The following is a 24,043-nucleotide window of genomic DNA, read 5'->3' on the forward strand; positions in this document are numbered from 1 at the left end:
TTTCGCACCCTGGCGCTGGAGCGGCGTTCCAGCGAGGTCTGGCAGGTGCTGGGCGCGGTGAAAACCGAATTCGGCAAGTTCGGGGACGTGCTGGCCAAGGTCAAGACCCAGACCCAGACCGTGCTCAACAGCCTGGAAAGCGCCGAGGTGCGCAGCCGCGCCATGGGCCGCGCCCTCAAGCAGGTCGAGGCGCTGCCGGCCGAACAGGCGGGAACCATTTTTCCCCTGCCCGGTCCTTCAGACGAGACCTAGCGCCTGACCTTTGAGGGCCCCGACAACAACACGCACAAGCACACCATGGCCCACACCGCACACCACGACCCCCACGACCGCCCCGGCATGAGCGGGCTGGCGCGCGCCCTGTTCGTGCTGCTGCCCTTGTCGGCGCTGGGGGCGGTGCTGTGGCTGGCGGGGCAGGTCGATCTGCCGGCCAGCGTCCGTTGGGGCTGGGTGCCGGCGCTGGGGGTGGACCTGGCGTTTCAGGTCGATGGCCTGTCGCTGCTGATGCTGCTGATGATCACCGGCGTGGGCAGCGCGGTGTTCGTGTACGCCGGCGGCTACCTGGCCGGCCACCCGCAGCAGCAGCGTCTGTTCCTGCTGCTCACGCTGTTCATGCTGGCCATGATCGGCTGCGTCACCGCCGACAACCTGATCGTGCTGTTCCTGTTCTGGGAAATGACCAGCCTGCTGTCCTTCCTGCTGGTGGGCTTCAACCACGAGGACGCGGCCAGCCGCAAGTCGGCGCAGCAGGCGCTGCTGGTCACCGGCTCGGGCGGGCTGGCGCTGCTGGCCGGGTTCATCCTGCTGGGGCAGGCCATGGGCAGTTGGTCGATCAGCGCCATCGTGGCCGCCCTGCCGCAGCAGACGCCCAGCCCCGCGCTGACGGCGGCGCTGGTGCTGATCCTGGTGGGTGCCTTCACCAAGAGCGCGCAGTTTCCCTTCCATTTCTGGTTGCCCAACGCCATGTCGGCGCCCACGCCGGTGTCGGCCTATCTGCACTCGGCCACCATGGTCAAGCTCGGGGTCTATTTGCTGGCGCGGCTGGACCCGGGTTTTGGCGAGTGGACGCTGTGGGAATGGGCGCTCAAGGGCGCCGGTTCGCTCACCGCCGCCTGGGGCATGGTGCTGGCGCTGCGCGAGCGCGACCTCAAGCGCATCCTGGCCTGGTCCACTGTGGCCACGCTGGGCACGCTGGTGGCGCTGGTTGGGCTGCGCGGCGAAGGCGCCACCGTGGCCGTTGGGGCACTGCTGCTGGCGCACGCGCTGTACAAGGCGCCGCTGTTCTTCGTTGCCGGCAACATCGACCACGGCACCGGTACCCGCGTCATCGACCGGCTGGGCAACCTGCGCCACGCCATGCCCTGGACCGCCGCCGCCGCGCTGTTGGCCGGGGCGTCCATGGCCGGCATGCCGATGTCGTTCGGCTACATCGCCAAGGACATCATCCTCACCGCCAAAGGCGGCGACGACGTGTTCGCCTTTGCCCGCGCCGCCAACACGGTGTTCGGCGCCATCGCCGTGGCGGTGGCGGCGGTGGCGGCCATTCGGGTGTTCTGGCGCCGTCCCGGCAACCTGGAAACCCCGCACGCCCACGAAGGCGGGCCGGCCCTGGTCGGGCCGCCCCTGGTGTTGGCCGGCATTGGCATCGTGCTGGGGCTGTTTCCGTTCGTGGTCCAAGACCTGATCGCCGAGGCATCGCTGGCTATGACCCCGGGCACCGAAGCGGTGGTGGTGGGACTGGCGCTGGAGGTCGGGCCTGCGCTGGCGTCGGTGGCCGTCACCCTGGCCGCCGGCCTGACCGTGTTCCTGCTGTGGGACCCGCTGCACCGGCTGTTCGAGCGGGTGGCCGCGCGCACCGGTCCCTTTGGCATGGTGCGCCTGTACGAGCGTGCGCTGCAGGGCATTCCGCGCCTGGCCGCCGGCGCCACCCGGGCGCTGCAGCACGGCCGCTTGCCGGGCTATGGGCTGCTGTTGCTGGGCAGCGCCAGCCTGGCACTGGGGGCGTTGGCGCTGCCGATCGCGTCCGGGCTGGACTGGCCGGCCTGGCAGGCGCCGGGCTGGGGTTGGCTGGGGGGCTGTGCGCTGGTCGTGGCCGGTGCCGTGCTGGCGCTGTTCCAGCGCGACCGCCTGGTGCTGCTGCTGGCGACCGGACTGGTGGGCTACGGCAGCGCGGTGCTGTTCCTGTTTGGCGGGGCGCCCGACGTCGCGTTCACCCAGTTCGTGGTGGAGTCGGTGTTCGTCATCGTCGCCGCGTCGGTGCTGATCAAACTGCGCCAGCAGGGGCGCGGCCAGGGCCTGCGGGAGGCCGGCTGGCGGCCCGGCGCGGCGCTGGTGGCGGCGGTGTTTGGCGCGGTGGTGGCCGGCTGGCTGCTGCTGTCGGTGGCCGTGCCCTTCGACGCCAGCCTGTCGGCCTTTTTTGCCGAACGCAGCGTGCCCGAGGCCCACGGGCGCAACGTGGTCAACGTCATCCTGGTCGATTTCCGCGCCCTGGACACCCTGGGCGAGATCACGGTGGTGATGCTGTCGCTGCTGGCGGCCCTGCCGCTGTTGCAAGCGGTGCGGGCGCAGATGCGCCGTGAACGGCGCCAGCCCGGCGCCGCCGAGGAGGGACAGCCATGAACCGGCGCCTGGTGATTCTGGAGGTGGTGGCGGGGCCGCTGTACGCGGTGATTCTGGCGGCTTCGCTGTGGGTGCTGCTGCGCGGACACAACGAGCCGGGCGGTGGCTTCATTGGCGGGCTGGTGGCGGTCAGTGCCTCGGTGCTGTGGGCTGTGGCGCGCGGCAGCGACGCGGCCGCCCGGCGTCTGCCCTCGCGCTCGCCGTGGCGCCTGGCGGCGGTCGGGGTGGTGCTGGCGGCCCTGTCGGGCCTCCCCGCCCTGTGGCAGGGGCAGAGCTACCTGACCCACTGGTGGGGTGCGCTGCCCCTGGGCTTCACCGACGTGGCCGTCTCCACCGTGCTGCTGTTCGACTTGGGGGTGTATTTGTGCGTCTGGGGGGCCTTGTCGGGTTACGCCCTGGCGCTGCTCGGGCTGGGCGAACCGGCCGAGGACGACGAGGAGGGGCAGGCATGATCTGGGTGTTGGCATTGACCGTCTGGGTGACGGTGGCGGCCGGGGTGTACCTGGCTTTGTCGCGGGATGCGTTCCGCACCGTGCTGGGGCTGGCCGTGCTGGGCGCAGCGGCCAACCTGGTGCTGTTCGCCGCCGGCCGCCTGGGCTCCGCGGCCCCCGCCGTGGTGCCGCTGGGCGAGACCGCGCTGCGCGACGCGGCCAACCCCTTGCCCCAGGCGCTGGTGCTCACCGCCATCGTCATCGGCTTTGCGCTGGTGTGCTTTTCGCTGGCCCTGGTGCTGCGGCTGATCCAGCGCAGCGGCACCGACGACGCGCTGGCGCTGCGCCAGGCCGAGCCGCTGCCGGCCGATCCGGTCAAGCCGCCGGCCCCGGCCGAGGGCTGCGACGTGGCCTGGCCCGGCCCGCCGCCGGTGGCGAGGGAGGGCGTGCGATGAGTGCCTGGGCCGTCACCCCTGTGCTGGTGCCACTGGTCACCGCCGTGGCCACCGTGCTGGCGCAACGCCGCCCGGCGCTGCAGCAGGGCCTGAGCGCCCTGGGCGCGCTGCTGTTCCTGGGCTGCGCCTTGGCACTGGTCGGCCTGGCGCAGCACGACACGCCGGCCCAGGCGGTGTTCGGCGGCTGGGGCCTGCCCTACGGCATCGAATTCCGGGTGGACCGCACCAGCGCCGCGCTGGTGCTCATCACCGCGCTGATGGGCGCGGCGTCGCTGCTGTTCATGGCCAGCGACGCCGACACCGGGCCGCGCCACCCGCTGCTGCTGCCGCTGCTGCACGGCCTGCTGGTGGGCGTGGGCGGTGCCTTCGCCACCGCCGACCTGTTCAACCTCTACGTCTGGTTCGAGGTGATGCTGATCTGTGCCGTTGGCCTGTTCGCGCTCGGCGGGCGGCCCGACCAGCTCGACGCCACCTTTAAGTACTTTGTGCTCAACCTGTTCGGCACCCTGCTGCTGCTGATGGCGGTCGGCTTGGTCTACGCCGTCACCGGCCACCTGAACTACGGTGCGCTGGCGCAGGCTTTCCCGGCCGTGCCGCCGGGGGCGGCCACGCTGGCGCTGGCCGGCCTGCTGCTGGCGTTCCTGGTCAAGGCCGGGGCCTTCCCGCTGTTTGCCTGGCTGCCGGCGTCGTACCACACGCTGCCGGCCCCAGTGCTGGCGCTGTTCGCCGGGTTGCTGACCAAGGTGGGGGTGTATGCCGTGCTGCGCGCGCTGGGCGACGTGTTTGTCACCGCCCCGGCGCTGCTGTTCGAGGCCCTGGGCTGGATCGCCGCGGCCACCATGCTGTTCGGCGTGCTGGGGGCCGCCTACCACTGGGACATGCGGCGCATCCTGGCCTTCCACATCGTCAGCCAGATCGGCTACATCCTGCTGGGCATTGCCCTGGCCAGCGAAGCCGGCAACGCCGCCACCCTGTTCTACACGCTGCACCACATCGTGGTGAAGGCCAACCTGTTCCTGATCGCGGCCATGGTCTGGCGCCTGACCGGCAGCTACGACCTGCGCCGCATCGGCGGCCTGTACCGCGCCCGCCCTTGGCTGGGGGTGCTGTTCCTGGTGCCGGCGCTGTCGCTGGTGGGCATCCCGCCGCTGTCGGGCTTCTGGGCCAAGCTGCTGGTGCTGCAGGAAGCGCTGGCACAGGGCCGCGTGGCCTGGACCGTGGTCGCCCTGCTGGTCAGCGTGCTGACCTTGTACTCGATGATGAAGATCTGGATGGAAGCCTTTTGGAAACCCCACCCGCAGACCGATTGGGCTTGGCCCCGGAGCACCCGCCTGGCCCCGGCCTGGGCGGCCACCCTGGCCCTGGCTGGGCTGACGTTGTTCATTGGCCTGCATCCGCAGGTTCTGCTGGACTACAGCCTGGCCGCGGCCGCCAGTTTGGGAGGGCGCTGAGATGCACCGTTGGCCCTGGAAAGCGGTGGTTGCCCTGGCCCTGCTGCTGCGTTTTTTGAAGGCGCTGGGGGTGTCGGGGGTGCAGACCGTGGGGGTGATTGTGCGCGCCAGCCTGGGCGAGCGCCGCCCGCCGCCCGCCGCCTTTTTGCGGGTGCGCTACGCCCCCATGTCGCCCCAGGGCGCGGCCCTGCTGGGCTGCATGGTGACGCTCACACCCGGCACCACCACCCTGCACATCGACCCGGAACGGCGCGAGCTGTGGCTGCACGTGCTCGACGCTTCCGACACCGAGGCGGTGCTGCAGGGCATCCGCCGCGATTTTGAACCCGGGCTGCTGGCCCTGTTTGGGGAGCCGCGATGACCGATTGGACGATCCTCCTGCTGGTGCTGGCCGCCCTGCTGGCCACCGGTCTGGCCAGCTGGCGCATGGTGCGCGGGCCGCAGCACGCCGACCGGATTGTGGCGCTGGACATTTTTCTGGCCGCAGCGGTGGCGCTGTGTGTGGCCGCGGCCCTGGCCACGGCACGCACCGTGTTCCTCGACGTCGCCATCGGCCTGGCGCTGGTGGGCTTTGTGGCCACCGTGGGCTGGGCCCGTCTGGTGGACCAGGGGGGGCGTTCATGACGCTGCTGGCCTGCTTGTTGCTGCTGCTCGGCGCGGCATTGTTGGTGTTGGCGGCCTGGGGCGTGGTCTGCCTGCCCGACGCCCTGGCGCGGCAGCACGCCGCCACCAAGGCCGGCACCCTGGCGCTGGCCCTGGTGTGTGCCGGGGCCATGTTGCTGGCCAACGACGCCGGCTGGTGGTGGCGCCTGGGCCTGGTGCTGGGGTTCCTGCTGGCCACCCTGCCGGTGGCCTCGCACCTGCTGGCGCGCGCCGCCGTGCGCGAGGCCGGCCAGCAGGCGGCCCTGGCACAGGCGCCGCTCGTCGGCGACGACCCCGCGGCGCGGCGCTGACCGCCCGGGCCGCGGGGCCCCTTCCGGCCGTCAGCCGCCTGGCATGGCGCCTTCACTACAATCGGCGCTGCCTTATCCCGCCGTGACGGCGGTTGTGCCCGGCCCTGTGCCGGGTTTTCGACAACCACCCCCGAGATGCCGTGCTGCTGCTGATCGTATTCCTCCCCCTCGTGCTGGGGACGCTGGCCACCTGGTGGCTGGGTTCCCGCTCCCGCCCGCTCACGGCCGTGGCGGCCGCGGCCACCACGGCCACCAGCCTGGGGCTGCTGCTGTCCCAGGCGCCCCTCGTCATGGCTGGCCAGTCGGTGCTGGAGTTCCTGCCCTGGGTGCCTCAGATCGGCCTGAACCTCGGTTTCCGGCTCGACGGCCTGTCGCTGATGTTCGCCGGTCTGATCATGGGCATCGGGCTGCTCATCATCCTCTACGCCAGCTACTACCTGAGCCCGACCGATTCGGTGACCAAGTTTTATGCGGCGATGATGCTGTTCATGGCCGCCATGCTGGGGGTGGTGCTGTCGGACAACCTGCTGCTGCTGGTGGTGTTCTGGGAGCTGACCAGCGTGTCGTCTTTCCTGCTGGTGGGCTATTGGGGCCACCGGCCCGACGCCCGTAGCGGGGCCCGCCAAGCCCTGGCGGTGACGGGCGGCGGCGGGCTGGCCATGCTCGGGGGCTTTGTCCTGCTGGGCACCATCGCCGGCACCTTCGAGCTGAGCGAGATGGCCGGCCGGGCCGCCGAGATCCAGGCCGACCCGATGTTCGTGCCGGCGCTGCTGCTGATCCTGCTGGGCGCCTTCACCAAAAGCGCGCAGTTCCCTTTCCACTTCTGGCTGCCCGACGCCATGGCCGCGCCCACCCCGGTGTCGGCTTACCTGCACTCGGCCACCATGGTCAAGGCCGGGGTGTTCCTGTTGATGCGCATGACCCCGGTGCTGGCCGGCTCGGGCTGGTTCGAGGCCATTGTCACCACGGTGGGTTTGGTCACGGTGCTGTTCGCGGCCTTCATCGCCATCTTCAAGCACGACCTCAAGGGCCTGCTGGCCTACTCCACCGTCAGCCACCTGGGGCTGATGGTGTTCCTGATCGGTCTGGGCTCGCCGTTGGCCGCGGTGGCGGCGGTGTTCCACGTGCTCAACCACGCCACCTTCAAGGCCTCGCTGTTCATGATCGCCGGCATCGTGGACCACGAAACCCACTCGCGCGACATGCGCCAGCTCGGGGGACTGTACAAATACATGCCCTGGACCGCCACGCTGTCCATGGTGGCTGCGGCCTCCATGGCCGGGGTGCCGCTGACCAACGGTTTCCTGTCCAAGGAAATGTTCTTCACCGAAGCGGTGGTGGGCACCAGCGGCGTCTGGGGCTGGGTGGTGCCGGTGGCGGTGACGCTGGCGGGCATCTGCAGCGTGGCCTATTCGCTGCGCTTTGTGCACGACACCTATTTCAATGGCCCACTGGGCGACGTGCCGCACACCCACCCGCACGAGCCGCCGTTGGGCATGAAGCTGCCGGCCATCCTGCTGGTGCTGCTGTGCCTGGTGGTGGGTCTGCTGCCGGCGCTCACCTTCGGCCCGCTGGTGCATGTGGCCGCCACCGCCCTGGCCGGCCAGCCCTTGCCGGATTACCACCTGGCGCTGTGGCACGGCTTCAACCTGCCGCTGCTGATGAGCGCCATCGCCCTGGCCGCCGGTGTGGCGCTCTACTTCTGGCTGGCGCGGGGCCGCTGGCTGCACCGCATTAGCTCCGAAGCCTGGTTTGGTCGCGTCACCGGGCGTCAACTGTTCGAGGCCAGCATCGACGGCCTGTTCGCCATGGCCGGCCGAGTGACCCGCTTGTTCGAGAACGGTTCCTTGCAGCGCTACCTGGCCTGGATGGTGGGCGCCGCCATTGTGGTGGGCGCTGTGCCTTTGTTGGGCCGCAACCTCGGTGCGGGCGGGCGCGAACTGCTGCCCGCCACCCCGCTGGCGGTGGCGGTCTGGCTGGTGTTGCTGGCCACCTGTGTGGCGCTGGTGCTGACCCACCACCGCCGCTTCCAGTCGGTGGTGCTGGTGGGCGTGGTCGGTCTGGTCGCCTCCCTGACCTTTGTCAGCCTGTCGGCGCCCGACCTGGCGCTGACACAGCTGTCGGTCGAGCTGGTGTCCACCGTGCTGCTGCTGATGGGGCTGGCCCTGCTGCCGCAGCATTCGCCGCGCGAGTCCGGTGCCGGCCGCAAGCTGCGCGACGCCGGCCTGGCGCTGGCCGGTGGCGCCGGCATGGCCTGGGTGGCCTGGCTGATGCTGACGCGCGACCACAGCTCCATTGCCTGGTATTTCCTGGAGCAGTCGCTGCCGCTGGGCGGGGGCTCCAACGTGGTCAACGTCATCCTGGTGGACTTCCGCGGCTACGACACCTTCGGTGAAATCACCGTGCTGGGCATCGCCGCCATCGGCGTGCTGGCCCTGATGGAAGGCATGCGCACGCGGCGTGCCTCGGTCGACCCGCAAGGCCGGGGCTGGACCTTTGCCCAGCACCCGCTGCTGCTGCGGGTGGCGGCTTCGGTGGTGTTGCCGGTGGCGCTGGTGTTCTCGCTCTACATCTTCATGCGCGGCCACAACCTGCCGGGCGGTGGCTTCATTGCCGGCCTGATCACCGCGGTGGCCCTGGTGCTGCAGTTCATGGCCATGGGCCAGGACCAGGCCGAATCCCACCTGCGCGCCGCCGGCGGTCGCCGGTTTGTCCGCTGGATCGGCATGGGCCTGGGCATCGCCGGGCTGACCGGGGCGGCGGCCTTCCTGTTCGGCCGGCCTTTCCTCACCAGCGCGCACGGCCACCCGCACGTGCCGTTGTTGGGGGAGCTGCCATTCGCTTCGGCCGCGCTGTTCGACCTCGGGGTGTATTTCACCGTGGTCGGGGGCACGTTGTTGACCATTTCGGTGCTGGGTTCGGCCAGCCAGGAAGGGCCGGCGCCCGCCGGCCCGCAAGGGAGCGCGACATGAGCATGGAATTTCTTTTGGCCAGCGGCATTGGGCTGGTCACCGCCTGCGGCATTTACTTGCTGTTGCGTGGCCGCACCTTCCCGGTGGTGCTGGGCCTGTCGGTGGTGGGCTACGCGGTCAACGTCTTCATTTTTGCCATGGGTCGCCTCTGGACCGACGCCCATCCCATTCTGGTGGGCCAGGAGCTGGTGGCCGATCCGCTGCCGCAGGCGCTGGTGCTGACCGCCATCGTGATCGGTTTTGCCACGACCGGTTTCGTCATCGAACTGGCGCTGCGCAGCCGCCACGACAGCGGCAGTGACCACGTGGACGGCCACGAGCCCGGCCACGCCGTGGGCCACCGCGCGGCTGCGCCGCGTGCCCAAGCCCCCGGGCAGGGAGGGCGCGGCTGATGCTGGACGCTGTCTGGACTTTCTGGGGCACCCACGCCCCGGTGTTGTCGGTGTTGCTGCCGTCGTTCACCGCCATCGCGCTGTTGCTGCTGGGTGACCACAACGGTCTGTCGGCCCAGGGCGGGGGGCATGCGTTTGATCGGCTGCGCTGGCGCCGCCGGCTCAGCCTGGCCTCGCTGGTGTTGGGCCTGTGCATGGCGGTCGGGCTGGTGTGGCGGGCCCAGTCGGGTGAACTGCTGGTGTACGAGCTGGGCGAATGGCCGGCGCCGTTCGGCATCGTCATGGTGGTGGACCGTTTGTCGGCGTTGATGGTGCTACTGACCGCCGTGGTGGCCCTGCCGGTGCTCTGGTACGCCTGCGGCGGCTGGGACAGCCGTGGTCGCCATTTCCATGCGCTGTACCAGTTCCAGCTCATGGGCCTCAACGGCGCCTTCCTCACCGGCGACCTGTTCAACCTGTTCGTGTTTTTCGAGGTGCTGCTGATCGCCTCCTACGTGCTGCTGCTGCACGGCCAGGGGCGCGAGCGGCTGCGCATGGGTGTGCACTACGTGGTGCTGAACCTGGCGGCCTCGGCGCTGTTCCTCATCGGGCTGGCCATGGTGTATTCCACCACCGGCACACTGAACATGGCCGACGTGGCCTTGCACGTGGCCCGGCTGGAGGGAGACCTGCTGTGGCTGGCGCAGTCGGCGGCGCTGATTTTGCTGGTGGTGTTTGGCCTCAAGGGGGCGCTGGTGCCGCTGTACTTCTGGCTGCCCGGCACCTATGCCGCGGCCAGTGCCCCGGTGGCGGCGTTGTTCGCCATCATGACCAAGGTCGGTGTTTACAGCATTGTGCGGGTGCACTGGGTGGTGTTTGGCGTTGACGCCGGCGCCGCCTCGCTCACCGTGCAGGCCTGGCTGCTGCCGCTGGCCCTGACCACCGGCGTGCTGGGGGTGCTGGGCGCCCTGGCCGCGCACAGCATGAACCGGCTGGTGGCCTACCTCACCGTGGCCTCGGTCGGCACCGTGCTGGCCGGGGTGGGGCTGTTCACGCCCGAGACCTTGTCGGCGGCGCTGTACTACATGTTGCACAGCACGGTGGTCATTGCCGGCCTGTTCCTGTTTGTGGAGTTGTTGGCGGCGCAACGCGGCGCGGTGGGCGACAAGCTGCAGCCCGCCCACGCGGTCCGTGAGCCGGTGCTGCTGGGGGTGATGATGCTGTTCGGCGCCGCTTCGGCCGCCGGCTTGCCGCCGCTGCCCGGCTTTCTGGGCAAGCTGATGATCTTGCAAAGCTCGGCCGGCCTGCCGGCCCAGGCCTGGGTCTGGACCGTGGTGCTGGGGGTGGGCTTTCTCACCATCGTGGGTCTGGCGCGGGCCGGTGTGGTGGTGTTCTGGCACGTGCAGCCCGATGCCCCGAGCGCCGGCCAGCCCAACGCGGCCGGCTCCAGCGTGCGCCTGCTGCTGGCCCCTTGGGCCTTCATGGCGGTGACGGTGGGCATGGCGGTGCTGGCCGCGCCCATCAAGGCCTACACCGACGCCACCGCCCAGCAATTGACCGACAAAGCCGCTTACGCCGACGCGGTGCTGGGCCGCCAGGGCGGGGCTGGCCTGCGCACCACCGTGCCTTACGACGGCCGGCGCGGACCGGTTCAGCGCACCGCCCCCACCCAGCAGGAGAGCTCCGAATGAAAACCTCCCCCTCCGCGGTCACCGGCTGGCGGCGCGTGTTTCCGCACCCGGTGCTGTCTTTGCAACTCGCCGTCACTTGGCTGGTGCTGTCGCACAGCCTGGCCTTGGTGCACTGGCTGTCGGCGCTGCTCATCGCCTGGGGCCTGCCGCGCTTGCTGGCCCCGGTGCTGGGCGACGCCAGCCGCCTGCACTGGCCCACGGTGGTGCGGCTGGTGCTGGTGGTGCTGTGGGACATCGTGGTCTCCAACGTCACGGTGGCGCGGTTGACCCTGGGCTCCATGCGCACGCCGCAACCGGCGTGGCTGCGCGTGCCCCTGGCCACCGACCACCCGCGTGTCAATGCCCTGTTCGCCAGCATCATCACCACCACGCCCGGCACGGTGTCCATGGCCATCGACGAGCAGCGCCGCGAAATCCTGGTGCACGCCCTCAACTGCGACGACCCGCAGGCCATGGTGCGCGACATGAAAGACCGCTACGAAACCCCGCTGCTGCGGGCATTCCTGATCGAACGCGCCCCCGCGGCGCAAGCTGCTCGGCAAGGAGGGCAGGCATGAGCGATTTCCTGAACCTGGCCCTCAACGTGGGCACGGTGGCCGTGGCGCTGGCGGTGCTGCTGTGCAGCTGGCGCCTGCTCAAGGGCCCCGACATCGCCGACCGCATCCTGGCGCTGGACACCCTGTACATGGGCATGGTGGCGCTGATCATCCTGTTGGACATGCGCTGGGACACCGAACTGCTGTTCGAGGCGGCGCTGTTGGTGGCGATGCTGGGCTTTGTCTCCACCGTGGCCCTGGCGCGCTACATCACCCGCGGCGACGTGGTCGAATGAACACTCTGGAGCTTGCGACATGACGCCGATTCTTGAAAACATGGCCGCCGTGCTGATCCTGGTGGCCTCTTTCTTCCTGCTGGTGGGGGCCATTGGCCTGGTGCGCTTCCCCGACTTCTACATGCGCTTGCACGCGCCGACCAAGGCCTCCACCCTGGGGGTGGGCGGGGTGCTGGTGGCGTCGATGCTGGTCACCTTCAGCCACGGCCGCCCGGGCATCGCGGAACTGCTGATCACGCTGTTCGTGTTCGTCACCGCGCCGGTGTCGGCCAACCTGATGGCCCAGGCCGCGCTGCACCTCAAGCTGCATTCCCAGGCGCCGGTGCCGCGCAACGCGGTGCCCGAGCGCCGCTGAGCCCGCGCCGGCTCCCCGCCACCGCGGCGGGCCGGCGGCGTTGGCGTGGCCCGCTCAGGCGCTGGGGCAGGCGTCGGGCAGGCCGTAAAAGCCTCGGATGCCTTCCCAGGCCTGCTCGGGTTCGTCCACGTACTGGAACAGTTCCAGGTCTTCGGGCGAAATCGCGCCTTCTTCCACCAGCACGTCGAAATTGATCAGGCGCTTCCAGTAGGCGCTGCCGTACAGGAAGATCGGCACCGGCTTGGCCTTTTTGCACTGCACCAGCGTCATCACCTCGAACAGCTCGTCGAGCGTGCCGAAGCCGCCAGGGAAGGCCACCAGGGCCTTGGCGCGCATCAGAAAGTGCATCTTGCGCAGCGCGAAGTAGTGGAACTTGAAGCACAGCTCCGGGCTGATGTAAGGGTTGGGCGCCTGTTCGTGCGGCAGCAGGATGTTGAGCCCGACGTTGAGCACGCCCCGGTCGTGGGCGCCGCGGTTGGCCGCTTCCATGATGCCGGGCCCGCCACCGGTGGCGATGTAGAGCTGGTCGGCCTTGGGACAGCTCTGGCTGTAGTCGGCCACGAGCTGGGCAAAGCGGCGCGACTCGTCGTAGTAGCGGGCGTTGCGCACCAGCGCCTGGGCGCGGCGGAGGGCGGCGGCGTCGCCACTGGCCTGCGCGGCTTCAAGCTGGCGCTGGGCCTCGGCCGGTTCCCGGAAACGGGCGCTGCCGAACACCACGATGGTGTTGTCGATGCCCAGTTCGGTCTGGGCCAGGTCGGGCTTGAGCAGTTCGAGCTGAAAGCGGATGCCGCGCGTCTCGCGCCGCAGCAGGAATTCTGGGTCAGCGAAGGCCAGGCGGTAGGCGTCGGCCTGCAGCTTCTGGGTGCCGTCGGACATCAGGTGCATTTCCACGGCCGCATCGGCCAGGCGGCTGTTGTGCAGGTGGTGGGGAGGTGGGGTCATGGGCTGGCCTTGTGTGGGTGGGAGGTGGCTGGAGCAAGAAGCGTGCAGGCAACAAAAAAGGCTCCGCAGAGCCTTTTGGAGCCGGGAACGCCACGGGCGTTCAGACGCGCTTGCGGTATTCGCCGGTGCGGGTGTCGATTTCGATCTTGTCGCCCTGGTCCACGAACAGGGGCACGGGCACCTCGAAGCCGGTGGCGATCTTGGCGGGCTTGAGCACCTTGCCGGACGTGTCGCCCTTGACGGCGGGTTCGGTCCAGGTGATTTCACGCACCACGCTGGTGGGCAGTTCGACCGAAATGGCCTTGCCGTCGTAGAAGACCACCTCCACGGCCATGCCGTCTTCCAGGTAGTTCAGGGCGTCGCCCATGTTCTCGGCTTCGACCTCGTACTGGTTGTAGTCGGCGTCCATGCAGACGTACATCGGGTCGGCGAAGTAGGAGTAGGTGCACTCTTTCTTGTCGAGGATGACGTTGTCGATCTTGTCGTCGGCGCGGAACACGACCTCGGTGCCCATGTTGCTCAGCAGGGCCTTGAGCTTCATGCGCACGGTGGCCGCGCCGCGGCCCCCACGGGCGTATTCGGTTTTCAGGACGATCATCGGGTCCTTGCCGTGCATGATGACGTTGCCAGCGCGGATTTCTTGAGCGATTTTCATGGTTTTTCCAGGCAGTTGTGCCGCTCTGGCGGGGGCAGGGCCTCAGCGCGCGGCGGGGTGCGAGCATGTCGCAAAACCCCGAATTTTACCGTTTTTCCAAGACGAATCCGAGCAACTGCGTCGTCAGGTCGGTCTGGCGCAGCAGGCGTTCGCGGGCCTGCTGCACGGTGTGGCGCCAGCGCGCCAGGGTGGGGCCGTTCAGCGCGGGCGCGCCCGCGGGGCCGATGCCGTTCCAGTGGTGGTGCATCTGGCGCAGATCGGCCGGGGCGTCGAGCCAGTCGAGGAAAGCGTCGAGCTTGGCGTGGTGGGCGTCGTCGTGCTGCGGGTAGATCTGCCAGACGAAGGGTTGGCCGGCCCACAGGGCGCGCACCAGCGAGTCTTCACCGCGCACGAAGTTGAGGTCGCAGCGCCACAGGGTCTGGTCGAAGCCGGCCTGGGGGCAGTGGGGCAGGGCGGTGGCGTGGGCGCCGGCGGGCAGGGCGTGCCGTGCCGCGGCAAAGGCCTGCCAGGCGCGGCCCGGGGCGACCTGCCAGTGGGCGTGGCGCAGGTCGGGGTGTTGCATCAGGCCGGGCAGGGCGGTCGGTTCGTAGCAGAACAGGGACACCTGGGGCGCGCCGGCCTGCGCCGCGCCACCGGCTGCCGACCGGAACCGGGCGAGGCGCTCCATCAGCTCGGGCTCGCGCAGCAGTCCGCCGGTGGCCGGCGTGAAGCCGGGGTAGAAAAACCAGCGCATCCGCCCGGCCAGCGGCCCGCTCATCACCGGCGAGGGCAGGCGGTGGCAGCGTTCCACGTAGCCTTCGGCGCTCAGGTACTCCAGGTTGAGCCAGACCGGCTGGGGGCCGTCGCGCGCGGGCAGCAGGCGCGCGACCCAGGCCGGCGCGGCTTGGCAACCAAAAGCCTCCACCAGCACGTCGCCCGGCGGCACCTCCGGGGGCGGGGTGTGCGGGTCGCTTTGCGGCCAGGGGTGCACCTCCACGCCCGGCCACCGGCCTTGCCGCGCGCCGGGGGCCATCCAGTCCAGCGGGGCCGGGTCGTCGGTCCACAGCCGCACCCGCTGGCCGCGGGCGGCCAGGTCGGCGCTCAGGCGCCAGCACACGCCCAGGTCGCCCCAGTTGTCGATCACGTGGCAGACGATGTCCCAGGTCAGAACGGGGGCGGCGGGGTGGTGCATGGCGCGATTGTCGCGCGGCCGGCGCGGCCCGCGGGGCGGTGCCACAATCGCGCATCACCATGACCCCGCAACACCCCGAAGCCCTGCTCCAGGCCGTGGCCGCCTTGCCCGGCCTGCCCGGCGTTTACCGCTATTTCGACGCCGCCGGCCTGCTGCTGTACGTGGGCAAGGCGCGCGACCTGAAAAAGCGCGTTTCCAGCTACTTCACCAAAAGCCACGACGGCACCCGCATCGGCCACATGGTGAGCAAGATCGCGCGCATGGAGACGACCGTGGTGCGCTCCGAGGCCGAGGCGCTGCTGCTGGAAAACAACCTCATCAAGACGCAGCAGCCGCGCTTCAACATCCTGTTCCGCGACGACAAGAGCTACCCCTACCTGAAGTTGAGCGCCAGCCTGTGGGCGGCGGCCACGCCCCGCTCGCCCGCCGCCACCGGCGCGCCGCTGCCCGAGCACTACCCGCGGATGTCCTACTACCGGGGCGCGGTGGACCGGCGCCACCAGTACTTTGGCCCTTACCCGAACGCCTGGGCGGTGAAGGAGACCATCCAGCTGCTGCAAAAGGTGTTTCGCCTGCGCACCTGCGAGGACACGGTGTTCAACCACCGCACCCGCCCGTGCCTGCTGTACCAGATCAAGCGCTGCAGCGGCCCGTGCGTGGGCTTTGTCAGCCCGGCCGACTACGCCGCCGACGTGCGCAGCGCCAGCGCCTTCCTGCGCGGCGAAACCCAGACCGTGCTGGACGAACTGGAGCGCCGCATGCTGGCCCACGCCGAACAGCTGGCGTTCGAGCAGGCCGCGGAGGTGCGCAACCAGATCAGCGCCCTGTCCACCGTGCTGCACCAGCAGACCATGGAGAGCACCACCGACCAGGACGTGGACATTTTGGCGGTGCGGCTGCAGGGCGGGCGCGCCTGCGTCAACCTGGCCATGGTGCGCGGTGGGCGCCACCTGGGCGACCGGCCCTACTTCCCCGCCCACGTGGAGGACGGGGTGGTGCTGGCCACCCACGACGAGGCGGCCGAGGGCGACGCCACCACCACCGGGCCGGCGGCCGGCGACGTGCCGCTGGCGCCCGAAACGGCCCGCGTGGGCGCCGAGCAGCGGGTGCTGGAGGCCTTCATGGCACAACACTACACCGGCGTCGCGCCGCCCCCGGTGCTGGTGCTGGGGGCGCCGGTGTCGCCGCACCTGCTGGCGCTGCTGGCCGAGCAGAGCGGCATCCGGCTGCACCCGGTGTTCCACCCGCGCGAACACCGCCGCGCCTGGCTGGACATGGCCCAGCAGAACGCCGACATCCAGCTCACCCGGTTGCTGGCCGAGGAGGGTTCGCAGCAGGCCCGCACCCGGGCGCTGGCCCAGGCGCTGGACCTGCCCGAAGACGGCCTGGAGCAGCTGCGCATCGAATGCTTCGACATCTCGCACACCGCCGGCGAATCCACCGTGGCCTCGTGCGTGGTGTTCGAGGCCCACAAGATGCAGAGCGCGCAGTACCGGCGCTACAACATCGACGGCATCACCCCCGGCGACGACTACGCCGCCATGCGCCAGGTGCTGCAGCGCCGCTACGGCAAACTGGCACAGGCCTTGCGCGACGCCGGCGACGCGCACAAGGCGGGCGCCCAGCGTTTCCCGGACATCGTGCTGATCGACGGTGGCAAGGGCCAGGTGGGCGTGGCGCGCGAGGTGTTCGAGGGCTTGGGGCTGGACCTGGGCCGCCTGGTGGGCGTGGAAAAGGGCGAGGGCCGCAAGGTCGGGCTGGAAGAGCTGGTGTTTGCCGACGGCCGCGAGAAGGTGTACCTGGGCGCCGATTCGGCCGCGCTGATGCTGGTGGCGCAGATCCGCGACGAGGCGCACCGCTTCGCCATCACCGGCATGCGGGCCCAGCGCGCCAAAACCCGCACCGGCGGCAGCCAGCTGGAGGACATTCCCGGCGTTGGCCCGAAAAAGCGTGCGCGCCTGCTGCAGCGCTTTGGCGGCGTGCGCGGCGTGGCCGCGGCCAGTGTGGACGACTTGGCCACGGTGGACGGCATTTCCCCCGAACTGGCCGAAGCCATTTACCGCGCCCTGCGCTGACCGGCCCGCCGCGGCGCGGCCGGCGCCCTGGGCGACAGTGGCAACCCCTGGCCGCGCCGCAAAGGCCCGCATAATGGCGCCCATGTTCTTCAACCTGCCAACCCTGCTCACGTGGGCGCGCATCGCGGCCATCCCGCTCATCGTGGCCGTGTTTTACTCGGCGGGGTTGTCGCCGGCGATGCAGAACCTGGTGGCCACGGTGCTGTTCGTGCTGTTCGCCGCCACCGACTGGGCCGACGGCTACCTGGCGCGCAAGCTCAACCAGACCTCGTCCTTCGGTGCCTTCCTGGACCCGGTGGCTGACAAGTTTTTGGTGTGTGCCTGCGTGCTGGTGCTGGTGCACCTGGACCGGGCCGACGTGTTCGTGGCCCTCATCATCATTGGCCGGGAAATCGCCATTTCGGCGCTGCGCGAGTGGATGGCCATGATCGGTGCCAACAAAAGTGTGGCCGTGCACATGGTGGGCAAGCTCAAGACCACGGTGCAGATGGTGGCCATTCCCTTCCTGCTCTACGACGGGCGCCTGTTCGGGGTGCTGGACACGCGGCTGTGGGGCACGGTGCTGATCTGGGCCGCGGCGGTGCTGACGGTCTGGTCCATGGTCTATTACCTGCAGAAGGCCTTGCCCGAAATCCGCGCCAAGGCGCGCTGAGCGGCTGCGCCCATGGTGTCCTCCGCGTCTGACAACGGCTGGCTGCGCGCCATGCCCTGGGTGTTCGTGCTGATTTGGAGCACCGGTTTCATCGTGGCGCGCTACGGCATGCCCCACGCCCCGCCCATGACGTTTCTGGCCTGGCGCTATGCGCTGTCCATCGCTTGCTTTCTGCCGTGGATCTGGCTGGCCAAGGTGGCCTGGCCGCAAAGCCGCCAGCAGTGGCTGCACCTGGGTGTGCTGGGGGTGTTGATGCACGCCGGTTACCTCGGCGGCGTCTGGGCGGCGGTCAAGGCCGGCATGGGCTCGGGCCTGTCGGCGCTGGTGGTGGGGCTGCAGCCGGTGCTCACGGCCATCTGGCTGTCGTCCACCGGCGGCCAGGTCACGCGGCGCCAGTGGGCTGGCCTGGCGCTGGGCTTCACCGGGCTGGTGCTGGTGGTGTCGCGCAAGTTTGGCGCTGGCGGCCCGGGCGACACGGCCACCTGGTTCAACCTGTCCTTTGCGGTCATTGCGCTGTTCAGCATCACCGTGGGCACGCTCTACCAGAAGCGCTTTGTGCGGCCCTGCGACGTGCGCAGCGCCAACACGGTGCAACTGCTGGCCGCTTTCGCCGTCACCCTGCCGCTGGCCTTGCTGGAAACCGAGGGCATGGCCTGGAACGGCCAACTGGTGGGCGCGCTGGCCTGGTCGGTGCTGGGGCTGACGCTGGGCGGCAGCTCCCTGCTGTACCTGCTCATCCAGCGCGGTGCGGCGGCCTCGGTGTCCAGCCTGATGTACCTGGTGCCGCCCACCACCGCACTCATCGCCTGGGTGCTGTTTGCCGAACCCATCACCGCCGTCACCCTGGCCGGCACCGCCCTGACCGCCGTGGGCGTCAGCCTGGTGGTGCGGCCCGCCAACACCTGACATTGCCATGAGCACACACCGCATCGCCGTGATCGCCGGAGACGGCATCGGCCAGGAAGTCATGCCCGAGGGGCTGCGCGTCATGGAGGCGGCCGCCAGCCGCTTCGGCATCGACCTGCGCTTCGACCATTTCGATTTTTCCAGCTGGGCCTATTTCGAGCGGCACGGCCAGATGCTGCCCGACGACTGGAAGGCGCAGATCGGCGGGCACGACGCCATCTACTTCGGCGCGGTGGGCTGGCCCGACAAAATCCCCGACCACATTTCTTTGTGGGGGTCGCTGCTGTTGTTCCGTCGCGAGTTCGACCAGTACGTCAACCTGCGCCCAGCGCGGCTGATGCCCGGCATTGTGGCGCCCGTGGTGCGCCGCGACGGCTCGCCGCGCCAGCCCGGCGAGATCGACATGATGATCGTGCGCGAGAACACCGAGGGCGAATACTCCAGCATCGGCGGGCGCATGTACCCGGGCACCGAGCGCGAGATCGTGGTGCAGGAAACCGTGATGTCGCGCGTGGGCGTGGACCGGGTGTTGAAGTTTGCCTTCGAGCTGGCCCAGAGCCGCCCCAAGAAGCACCTGACCAGCGCCACCAAGAGCAACGGCATCGCCATCACCATGCCCTACTGGGACGAGCGTGTGGCCGAGATGGCGCGGGCCTACCCGGACGTGGCGCTGGACAAGTTCCACATCGACATCCTGACCGCGCACTTCGTGCAGCGCCCCGACCAGTTCGACGTGGTGGTCGCCAGCAACCTGTTCGGCGACATCCTGAGCGACCTCGGGCCCGCCTGTACTGGCACCATCGGCATCGCGCCCAGCGCCAACCTGAACCCGACGCGGCAGATGCCCTCGCTGTTCGAGCCGGTGCACGGCTCGGCGCCCGACATCGCGGGCCAAGGCATCGCCAACCCCATCGGCCAGATCTGGTGCGGGGCGATGATGCTCGACTTCCTGGGCCACCGCGACGCCCACGACGCCGTGCTGGCGGCCATCGAAACCGTGCTGGACCCGGCCAATGGTGGGCCGCGCACGCCCGATATCGGTGGCCGGGCCCGCACCAGCGACCTGGGGCGGGCGGTGGCCGAGGCCTTGCGCGCCGCCTGACCGGCCGGCGCCCGGCGCCGCCCACTAGAATCACCGTCTGTTGACCCAGGCCCCTACCGAAAGCAGAACCATGAACAAAGCGGAGCTCATCGAACACATCGCCACCGAGGCCGACATCTCCAAAGCCTCGGCCACCCGCGCCCTGGAGGCCACGCTGCAGGCCATCGCCACCACCCTGAAAGACGGGGGCAGTGTGTCGCTGGTGGGCTTTGGCGCGTTCAGCGTGACCGAGCGCGCCGCCCGCACCGGCCGCAACCCCAAGACGGGCGAGGCGGTGCACATCGAAGCCGCTAAAATCCCCAAGTTCAAGCCGGGCAAGGCGTTGAAAGACGCTATCATTTGAAATTCTGGTCTTCGGGGTGCTTAGCTCAGTTGGTAGAGCGGCGCCCTTACAAGGCGTAGGTCGGGGGTTCGAGCCCCTCAGCACCCACCACCCGAAGCCCCCTCAAAAGAAGGCGAACCCCGGTTCGCTTTTTTTGTTTCAGGCAGCACCATGTTCGATTACTTCCGCAACAACATCAAATTCCTCATGGGTTTTCTGATGCTGTTGATCATCCCGTCCTTCGTGCTGTTCGGCATCGAGGGGTACAGCAGCTTCCGCGAGGGCAAAGACGTGGTCGCCCAGGTAGGCAAAACGGACATTTCCCGTCAGGAATGGCTGGCCGCCCACCAGAATGAAGTGGACCGGCTGGTGGCCAGCATGCCCGGCGTGGACCGCGCCCTGCTGGACAACGAAGACAGCCGCCTGGCCACGCTGGAACGCCTGGTGAACGACCGCGTGCTGGCTTTGGCCGCGACCGAGGGCCTGTTCCTGACCACCGATCAACGCCTGGCGCGCGAGCTGACCCAGGACCCGGCCATTGCCGCCCTGCGCCAACCCGACGGCACGCTGGACGTGGAGCGCTACCGCGAACTCCTGCGCGGCCAGGGCCTGTCCCCTGAGCAGTTTGAGGCCAATGTGCGCGCCGATCTGGCCCGGCGCCAGGTGGCGCAAGGCATCGCCGCCTCCAGCTTCGTCAGCGACGCCAGCGCGCGCACCGCATTGCAGGCGTTTTTTGAGCGCCGCGAGGTGCAGGTCGCCCACTTCCGCCCGGCCGATTTCCGCAACCGGGTGCAGGTGAGCGACGCCGACGTGCAGGCCTTTTACGACCAAAACACCGCGGCTTTCCAGACCCTGGAGCAGGCCGACGTGGAATACCTGGTGCTGGACCTGGACGCCGTGGCGCGCAACGTGCGCCTGAACGAGAGCGACCTGCGCGCCTACCACGAGCAAAACAGCGCCAGCCTGGCCCAGCAGGAACAGCGCCGTGCCCGCCACATTCTGCTGACGGTGGAGCCCGGCGCCAGCGCCGACGCCAAGGCCGCGGTGCGCGCCCAGGCCGACGCACTGCTGGCCCAGTTGCGCCAGTCGCCCGAGCGGTTCGCCGAACTGGCCCTCACCCGCTCGCAAGACCCGGGTTCCGCCCAGCAGGGCGGGGACCTCGACTTTTTTGGCCGGGGCGCCATGGTCAAGGCCTTCGAGGACGCGGCCTTTGCGCTGGAGCGCGGTCAGCTCTCGGACGTGGTGGAAACCGAATTTGGCTTCCACCTCATCCAGGTGACCGATGTGCGCCGCCCACAGCCCGAACCGTTCGAGCAGGCCCGCCCGCGGCTGCAAGCCGAACTGGCCAAACAGCAGGCGCAACGCCAGTTCGCCGAGGCGGCCGAAGACTTCAGCAACCTGGTGTACGAACAGGCCGACAGCCTGGCGCCGGCCGCGGCCAAGCTGGGCCTGACGGTGCGCAGCGCCACCGGCCTGCCGCGCAGCGGCCCGCAGAACCCGCAGCGGGACGCGGTGTTGGCCCACCCGCGCGTGCTGGCCGCCGTCTTCACCGCCGAAGCCCTGGCGCAAAAGCGCAACAGCGAAGCGATCGAGGTGGGTCCCAGCCAGCTGGTGTCGGTGCGGGTGCTGCACCACCGGCCAGCCCAGGTGCGGCCCTTGGCAGAGGTGGCGACCGACGTACGCGAGCGCCTGGTGCAGCAACGCGCCCTGGAGGCCGCCCGCACCGAGGCCCAGGCCCAATTGCTGGCCTGGCAGGCCCTGCCGGCTGCTGCCAAGCTGCAGGCGCCGGTGGTGGTGTCGCGCGACGGCGCCCAAGGCCTGCCGCCACCGGCTGTGGTGGCCGCCCTGAGCGCCGCCGCCGGCCCGAGCACCCCCGCCTGGACCAGCGCCGATCTGGGCGCCGACGGCTGGATGGTGCTGCGCGTCAACCGTGTCCTGCCCCGCGACCAGGCCGACGCCACCCGTGCCCAGCAAGAGCGCGAGCAACTGACGCAGCTGTGGGCGCAGTCCGAGTCGCAGGCCTTCCTGCAGGCCTTGCGTGCCCGCTTCAAGGTGAAGATTCTGGAGAAAAAGAAAGAAACCTCGACCGGGGCCTGAAAAACGGCTTTGGACGGGCTATAATTTGAGGCTACGGTGGCTGTAGCTCAGTTGGTAGAGTCCAGGATTGTGATTCCTGTTGTCGTGGGTTCGAGTCCCATCAGCCACCCCAAGTCAATCCAGCACTTAGCCCGGTTCGCCGGGCTTTTTGCTTTTCGGGGTTCGTGGGCGCAGTGTAGCCAGCCAGCGGCACAGGGTTTGTTTCCGGTGTGGGGGCTCTCTGCGTGGCGCCACCCAATGGCGGCGGCCTCAAATCCATCGTCAGCGCCGCCCAGGGTGCGGCCATCAAGAACCCAGCGATCGGACAGCGCCTTGCCCGGAAGCAGGCCATCCCGCCGTGCCTGCAGAGGGTGTTCATTCTGGGTCCGCAGCCACAGCAGGGCCTTGTACGCGCAAGCCGGTGGCCGGCGATGAGGGCCTGGGTGACCTGTTTTCTGGGTTGACTCTGGGCAGACGAAAAAAAAACCGGTTCGGGCAAACCGGTTTTCAGAGGTTGTCGCCGGCCTCAGCAGCCGCCGTAGCCATCCTTGCCATAGCCGACGTTCTGGCGATTTGAAGCGCGGTAACCCGTCGGTGCGTGTGCGCCGGACGTGCCACGGTCCACGCGCGGCTTGGCCAGGTTCACGATGATGGTGCGTCCATCGACGGACATGCCATGCAATGCGCTGATGGCGGCTTGGGCACTTTCGGCCGAGCCCATCTCCACAAAGCCGAAGCCTTTGGATTGGCCCGTGTCGCGGTCCATCATGACCCGGGCCGAAGTAACGCCGCCGAACTCGGCGAAGTTGCTTCGCAGGCTGGCGTCGGTCACGGAATAGGGCAGGTTGCCCACGTAGATCTTGCTGCTCATGTTGGAGCCTTTCTGTGAATGGGGTCGCATCGGCGCGGTGCGTGCGAGCGAACGGGGTGTTCGCTGAGGGTTGAAAATGTGCTGGGTGTCTGCGCTGAGCAGGTCGTCAGTTGGTGTGGCGATGGAGCGGGCCGGTTGGTAGCCAGCCTTGGGTGACGGCAAAGACCCGGGCGGCCCCGCGCAACGGCATGGGCTGGGCGCCTGGAGGGCGACAAACGCACGGGTCAAAAGAGCAACGGAGGGCGAGAAGCTCCGTCAGCCGTGTCACGATTTGCCACATGGGATGGCAGGTGGCTGTAATTGGCCTGTTTATTATAAGACTTGGTTTTTAAAATATGTTGAAATATTATTTTTGGTTTTGAATTGTCGGGGGTCTCTGGCGGTTCACCCTGAGAATGGGGCGCGCATGTCACGCCGCCCAACCGGCCTGCGGCCCTTCAAGCAGGTCACAGACACGTCCCGCGCAGCCAGAGCCTGTGGTGAGCATGTTCCCATGCGGACAACGTGGTTCAAAATGAGGGACTGGGACGCTGTGCACCGTTCAGACGACAGACCACGGCAAGCCCCACCACACACACGGACATTCCCCATGAGCGATTGGAAGACACAACAGATGATCAAGGCCTCAGGCTGGCCCGAGGGGCCCGAAGCCTTCGCCATCGGCGCTGACTTCAGCCGAGCCACTGCCGGCGGTCTGGTCCCTCTGCACTGGGCCTGTGGGCATGGGAAAACCGGCCTGGTCCGACACATGATCGCCCATGGGGCCAACGTCGCGGACACCACGGCGGACGGCCAAAGCATGTTGGAGCTGGCGTTGAACGCTCAGGACTTCCAGACGCTGATGCTGTTGATCGATCAACTCAAAGCGAGGGGTGGCCCGCTGCCCAGTGCGCAGATCCAAGAGCGCTTGACGCAGTCGTTTCGTGGCAGTCACCCCAACTCACGCAACCGCATCCGCCAGACCTTGCACGACTGGAAGCGCATCGCGCGGCATGCGTGATGGCCTGGGCCCCGAGGCTTGTGCCCACATGGGGGCGCTGGTCGGTGGCACGCGGTCCAGGAACTGCGCTGGGCCACAGCACTGCTTGAGCGGGTCTGCACGGTTGCCTTCCCCGCGACACCATGGGGGCCGAGCCGGTCT

25 protein-coding genes and 2 tRNA genes are annotated in these 24,043 nt (G+C 69.0%); 23 read left to right on the plus strand and 4 right to left on the minus strand.

The window, feature by feature from the left end; all coding sequences use genetic code 11:
• The 14 genes from rmuC to HA630_RS06430 form a co-directional block, all read left to right on the plus strand.
• Nucleotides 1-252 (plus strand): DNA recombination protein RmuC (rmuC, locus tag HA630_RS06365; protein WP_166833399.1); only part of this gene is annotated, 252 nt, incomplete at its 5' end.
• A gap of 45 nt (nucleotides 253-297) precedes the next feature.
• On the plus strand, nucleotides 298-2,619 hold the full coding sequence (gene mbhE, locus HA630_RS06370) for a hydrogen gas-evolving membrane-bound hydrogenase subunit E (protein ID WP_166833400.1): 2,322 nt from the start codon (nucleotides 298-300) through the stop codon (nucleotides 2,617-2,619).
• On the plus strand, nucleotides 2,616-3,071 hold the full coding sequence (locus HA630_RS06375; protein WP_166833402.1) for an MnhB domain-containing protein: 456 nt from the start codon (nucleotides 2,616-2,618) through the stop codon (nucleotides 3,069-3,071). The genes mbhE and HA630_RS06375 overlap by 4 nt, the downstream gene beginning before the upstream one ends.
• The gene (locus HA630_RS06380) at nucleotides 3,068-3,505 is read left to right on the plus strand and encodes a sodium:proton antiporter (RefSeq protein ID WP_166833404.1); all 438 of its coding nucleotides are present in this window, start codon (nucleotides 3,068-3,070) and stop codon (nucleotides 3,503-3,505) included. Before HA630_RS06375 ends, HA630_RS06380 begins: the two co-directional genes overlap by 4 nt.
• A complete protein-coding gene (locus HA630_RS06385; protein ID WP_166833406.1) occupies nucleotides 3,502-4,956 on the plus strand; it encodes a complex I subunit 5 family protein in 1,455 nt (484 codons plus the stop codon). The genes HA630_RS06380 and HA630_RS06385 overlap by 4 nt, the downstream gene beginning before the upstream one ends.
• A 1-nt stretch (nucleotide 4,957) precedes the next feature.
• Nucleotides 4,958-5,317, plus strand: a complete 360-nt coding sequence (locus HA630_RS06390; protein ID WP_166833408.1) for a Na+/H+ antiporter subunit E — start codon at nucleotides 4,958-4,960, stop codon at nucleotides 5,315-5,317.
• Complete coding sequence (locus tag HA630_RS06395) at nucleotides 5,314-5,580, plus strand: monovalent cation/H+ antiporter complex subunit F (protein ID WP_166833410.1); 267 nt, start codon at nucleotides 5,314-5,316, stop codon at nucleotides 5,578-5,580. The genes HA630_RS06390 and HA630_RS06395 overlap by 4 nt, the downstream gene beginning before the upstream one ends.
• The gene (locus tag HA630_RS06400; protein WP_166833412.1) at nucleotides 5,577-5,909 is read left to right on the plus strand and encodes a monovalent cation/H(+) antiporter subunit G; all 333 of its coding nucleotides are present in this window, start codon (nucleotides 5,577-5,579) and stop codon (nucleotides 5,907-5,909) included. Before HA630_RS06395 ends, HA630_RS06400 begins: the two co-directional genes overlap by 4 nt.
• A 140-nt stretch (nucleotides 5,910-6,049) precedes the next feature.
• Nucleotides 6,050-8,881, plus strand: a complete 2,832-nt coding sequence (locus HA630_RS06405; protein WP_166833414.1) for a monovalent cation/H+ antiporter subunit A — start codon at nucleotides 6,050-6,052, stop codon at nucleotides 8,879-8,881.
• 2 nt (nucleotides 8,882-8,883) lie between these two features.
• On the plus strand, nucleotides 8,884-9,273 hold the full coding sequence (locus HA630_RS06410; protein WP_208299991.1) for a Na+/H+ antiporter subunit C: 390 nt from the start codon (nucleotides 8,884-8,886) through the stop codon (nucleotides 9,271-9,273).
• Entirely contained in the window at nucleotides 9,273-10,943 is a 1,671-nt protein-coding gene (locus HA630_RS06415) for a monovalent cation/H+ antiporter subunit D (RefSeq protein WP_166833418.1), read from the plus strand. The genes HA630_RS06410 and HA630_RS06415 overlap by 1 nt, the downstream gene beginning before the upstream one ends.
• Nucleotides 10,940-11,500 (plus strand): Na+/H+ antiporter subunit E, encoded by a 561-nt coding sequence (locus HA630_RS06420; protein ID WP_166833420.1) that lies wholly within the window; start codon nucleotides 10,940-10,942, stop codon nucleotides 11,498-11,500. The genes HA630_RS06415 and HA630_RS06420 overlap by 4 nt, the downstream gene beginning before the upstream one ends.
• Nucleotides 11,497-11,775 (plus strand): K+/H+ antiporter subunit F, encoded by a 279-nt coding sequence (locus tag HA630_RS06425; RefSeq protein WP_166833422.1) that lies wholly within the window; start codon nucleotides 11,497-11,499, stop codon nucleotides 11,773-11,775. The genes HA630_RS06420 and HA630_RS06425 overlap by 4 nt, the downstream gene beginning before the upstream one ends.
• 19 nt (nucleotides 11,776-11,794) lie before the next feature.
• Nucleotides 11,795-12,130, plus strand: coding sequence for a Na+/H+ antiporter subunit G (locus HA630_RS06430; protein ID WP_166833424.1), 336 nt, complete (start codon nucleotides 11,795-11,797; stop codon nucleotides 12,128-12,130).
• Nucleotides 12,131-12,184: 54 nt separating this feature from the next.
• On the opposite strand, the gene HA630_RS06435 is transcribed toward HA630_RS06430, so the two are convergent.
• From HA630_RS06435 to earP, 3 genes are all read right to left on the minus strand, one after another.
• A complete protein-coding gene (locus tag HA630_RS06435; RefSeq protein ID WP_166833426.1) occupies nucleotides 12,185-13,072 on the minus strand; it encodes a TIGR00730 family Rossman fold protein in 888 nt (295 codons plus the stop codon).
• Nucleotides 13,073-13,172: 100 nt separating this feature from the next.
• A complete protein-coding gene (gene efp / locus HA630_RS06440; protein ID WP_166833428.1) occupies nucleotides 13,173-13,727 on the minus strand; it encodes an elongation factor P in 555 nt (184 codons plus the stop codon).
• Between the two features lie 85 nt (nucleotides 13,728-13,812).
• Nucleotides 13,813-14,898, minus strand: coding sequence for an elongation factor P maturation arginine rhamnosyltransferase EarP (earP, locus tag HA630_RS06445; RefSeq protein WP_166833430.1), 1,086 nt, complete (start codon nucleotides 14,896-14,898; stop codon nucleotides 13,813-13,815).
• 59 nt (nucleotides 14,899-14,957) lie between these two features.
• Here earP and uvrC point away from each other — a divergent pair, with 59 nt between their 5' ends.
• The 8 genes from uvrC (at nucleotide 14,958) to HA630_RS06485 (ending at nucleotide 22,164) form a co-directional block, all read left to right on the plus strand.
• Nucleotides 14,958-16,973: an excinuclease ABC subunit UvrC gene (uvrC, locus tag HA630_RS06450; RefSeq protein WP_166833432.1), complete on the plus strand. Its 2,016-nt coding sequence runs from the start codon at nucleotides 14,958-14,960 to the stop codon at nucleotides 16,971-16,973.
• 82 nt (nucleotides 16,974-17,055) lie between these two features.
• Entirely contained in the window at nucleotides 17,056-17,625 is a 570-nt protein-coding gene (gene pgsA / locus HA630_RS06455; protein WP_166833434.1) for a CDP-diacylglycerol--glycerol-3-phosphate 3-phosphatidyltransferase, read from the plus strand.
• Between the two features lie 12 nt (nucleotides 17,626-17,637).
• Nucleotides 17,638-18,531 carry a DMT family transporter gene (locus HA630_RS06460; protein WP_166833436.1) on the plus strand — a complete coding sequence of 298 codons (894 nt, stop codon included), beginning with the start codon at nucleotides 17,638-17,640 and terminating at the stop codon, nucleotides 18,529-18,531.
• A gap of 7 nt (nucleotides 18,532-18,538) precedes the next feature.
• Nucleotides 18,539-19,633 carry a tartrate dehydrogenase gene (locus tag HA630_RS06465; RefSeq protein WP_166833438.1) on the plus strand — a complete coding sequence of 365 codons (1,095 nt, stop codon included), beginning with the start codon at nucleotides 18,539-18,541 and terminating at the stop codon, nucleotides 19,631-19,633.
• A gap of 40 nt (nucleotides 19,634-19,673) precedes the next feature.
• Nucleotides 19,674-19,976 (plus strand): HU family DNA-binding protein, encoded by a 303-nt coding sequence (locus HA630_RS06470; protein WP_256368616.1) that lies wholly within the window; start codon nucleotides 19,674-19,676, stop codon nucleotides 19,974-19,976.
• Nucleotides 19,977-19,990: 14 nt separating this feature from the next.
• A tRNA-Val gene (locus HA630_RS06475) sits at nucleotides 19,991-20,066 on the plus strand.
• A 60-nt stretch (nucleotides 20,067-20,126) separates the two neighbouring features.
• The gene (locus HA630_RS06480) at nucleotides 20,127-22,052 is read left to right on the plus strand and encodes a SurA N-terminal domain-containing protein (protein ID WP_166833442.1); all 1,926 of its coding nucleotides are present in this window, start codon (nucleotides 20,127-20,129) and stop codon (nucleotides 22,050-22,052) included.
• Nucleotides 22,053-22,088: 36 nt separating this feature from the next.
• Nucleotides 22,089-22,164 (plus strand) — tRNA-His (locus HA630_RS06485).
• Between the two features lie 393 nt (nucleotides 22,165-22,557).
• Here the strand turns inward: HA630_RS06485 and HA630_RS06490 are convergent.
• Entirely contained in the window at nucleotides 22,558-22,902 is a 345-nt protein-coding gene (locus HA630_RS06490) for an RNA-binding protein (RefSeq protein ID WP_166833444.1), read from the minus strand.
• Between the two features lie 589 nt (nucleotides 22,903-23,491).
• Between HA630_RS06490 and HA630_RS06495 the strand changes: the two genes are divergently transcribed.
• The gene (locus HA630_RS06495; protein WP_166833446.1) at nucleotides 23,492-23,902 is read left to right on the plus strand and encodes a hypothetical protein; all 411 of its coding nucleotides are present in this window, start codon (nucleotides 23,492-23,494) and stop codon (nucleotides 23,900-23,902) included.
• Nucleotides 23,903-24,043 lie beyond the last annotated feature (141 nt).

This window comes from Aquabacterium sp. A08, assembly GCF_011742065.1.

Bases quoted from the DNA above. Each gene is read 5' to 3' on its own strand.
- HA630_RS06380 (WP_166833404.1), top strand. From the start codon at position 3,068: ATGATCTGGGTGTTGGCATTGACCGTCTGGGTGACGGTGGCGGCCGGG.
- mbhE (WP_166833400.1), top strand. From the start codon at position 298: ATGGCCCACACCGCACACCACGACCCCCACGACCGCCCCGGCATGAGC.
- HA630_RS06420 (WP_166833420.1), top strand. From the start codon at position 10,940: ATGAAAACCTCCCCCTCCGCGGTCACCGGCTGGCGGCGCGTGTTTCCG.
- uvrC (WP_166833432.1), top strand. From the start codon at position 14,958: ATGACCCCGCAACACCCCGAAGCCCTGCTCCAGGCCGTGGCCGCCTTG.
- HA630_RS06375 (WP_166833402.1), top strand. From the start codon at position 2,616: ATGAACCGGCGCCTGGTGATTCTGGAGGTGGTGGCGGGGCCGCTGTAC.
- HA630_RS06385 (WP_166833406.1), top strand. From the start codon at position 3,502: ATGAGTGCCTGGGCCGTCACCCCTGTGCTGGTGCCACTGGTCACCGCC.
- HA630_RS06490 (WP_166833444.1), bottom strand. From the start codon at position 22,902: ATGAGCAGCAAGATCTACGTGGGCAACCTGCCCTATTCCGTGACCGAC.
- HA630_RS06460 (WP_166833436.1), top strand. From the start codon at position 17,638: ATGGTGTCCTCCGCGTCTGACAACGGCTGGCTGCGCGCCATGCCCTGG.
- HA630_RS06430 (WP_166833424.1), top strand. From the start codon at position 11,795: ATGACGCCGATTCTTGAAAACATGGCCGCCGTGCTGATCCTGGTGGCC.
- efp (WP_166833428.1), bottom strand. From the start codon at position 13,727: ATGAAAATCGCTCAAGAAATCCGCGCTGGCAACGTCATCATGCACGGC.
- HA630_RS06425 (WP_166833422.1), top strand. From the start codon at position 11,497: ATGAGCGATTTCCTGAACCTGGCCCTCAACGTGGGCACGGTGGCCGTG.
- earP (WP_166833430.1), bottom strand. From the start codon at position 14,898: ATGCACCACCCCGCCGCCCCCGTTCTGACCTGGGACATCGTCTGCCAC.
- HA630_RS06395 (WP_166833410.1), top strand. From the start codon at position 5,314: ATGACCGATTGGACGATCCTCCTGCTGGTGCTGGCCGCCCTGCTGGCC.
- HA630_RS06480 (WP_166833442.1), top strand. From the start codon at position 20,127: ATGTTCGATTACTTCCGCAACAACATCAAATTCCTCATGGGTTTTCTG.
- HA630_RS06415 (WP_166833418.1), top strand. From the start codon at position 9,273: ATGCTGGACGCTGTCTGGACTTTCTGGGGCACCCACGCCCCGGTGTTG.
- HA630_RS06465 (WP_166833438.1), top strand. From the start codon at position 18,539: ATGAGCACACACCGCATCGCCGTGATCGCCGGAGACGGCATCGGCCAG.
- HA630_RS06410 (WP_208299991.1), top strand. From the start codon at position 8,884: ATGGAATTTCTTTTGGCCAGCGGCATTGGGCTGGTCACCGCCTGCGGC.
- HA630_RS06400 (WP_166833412.1), top strand. From the start codon at position 5,577: ATGACGCTGCTGGCCTGCTTGTTGCTGCTGCTCGGCGCGGCATTGTTG.
- HA630_RS06435 (WP_166833426.1), bottom strand. From the start codon at position 13,072: ATGACCCCACCTCCCCACCACCTGCACAACAGCCGCCTGGCCGATGCG.
- HA630_RS06495 (WP_166833446.1), top strand. From the start codon at position 23,492: ATGAGCGATTGGAAGACACAACAGATGATCAAGGCCTCAGGCTGGCCC.
- pgsA (WP_166833434.1), top strand. From the start codon at position 17,056: ATGTTCTTCAACCTGCCAACCCTGCTCACGTGGGCGCGCATCGCGGCC.
- HA630_RS06390 (WP_166833408.1), top strand. From the start codon at position 4,958: ATGCACCGTTGGCCCTGGAAAGCGGTGGTTGCCCTGGCCCTGCTGCTG.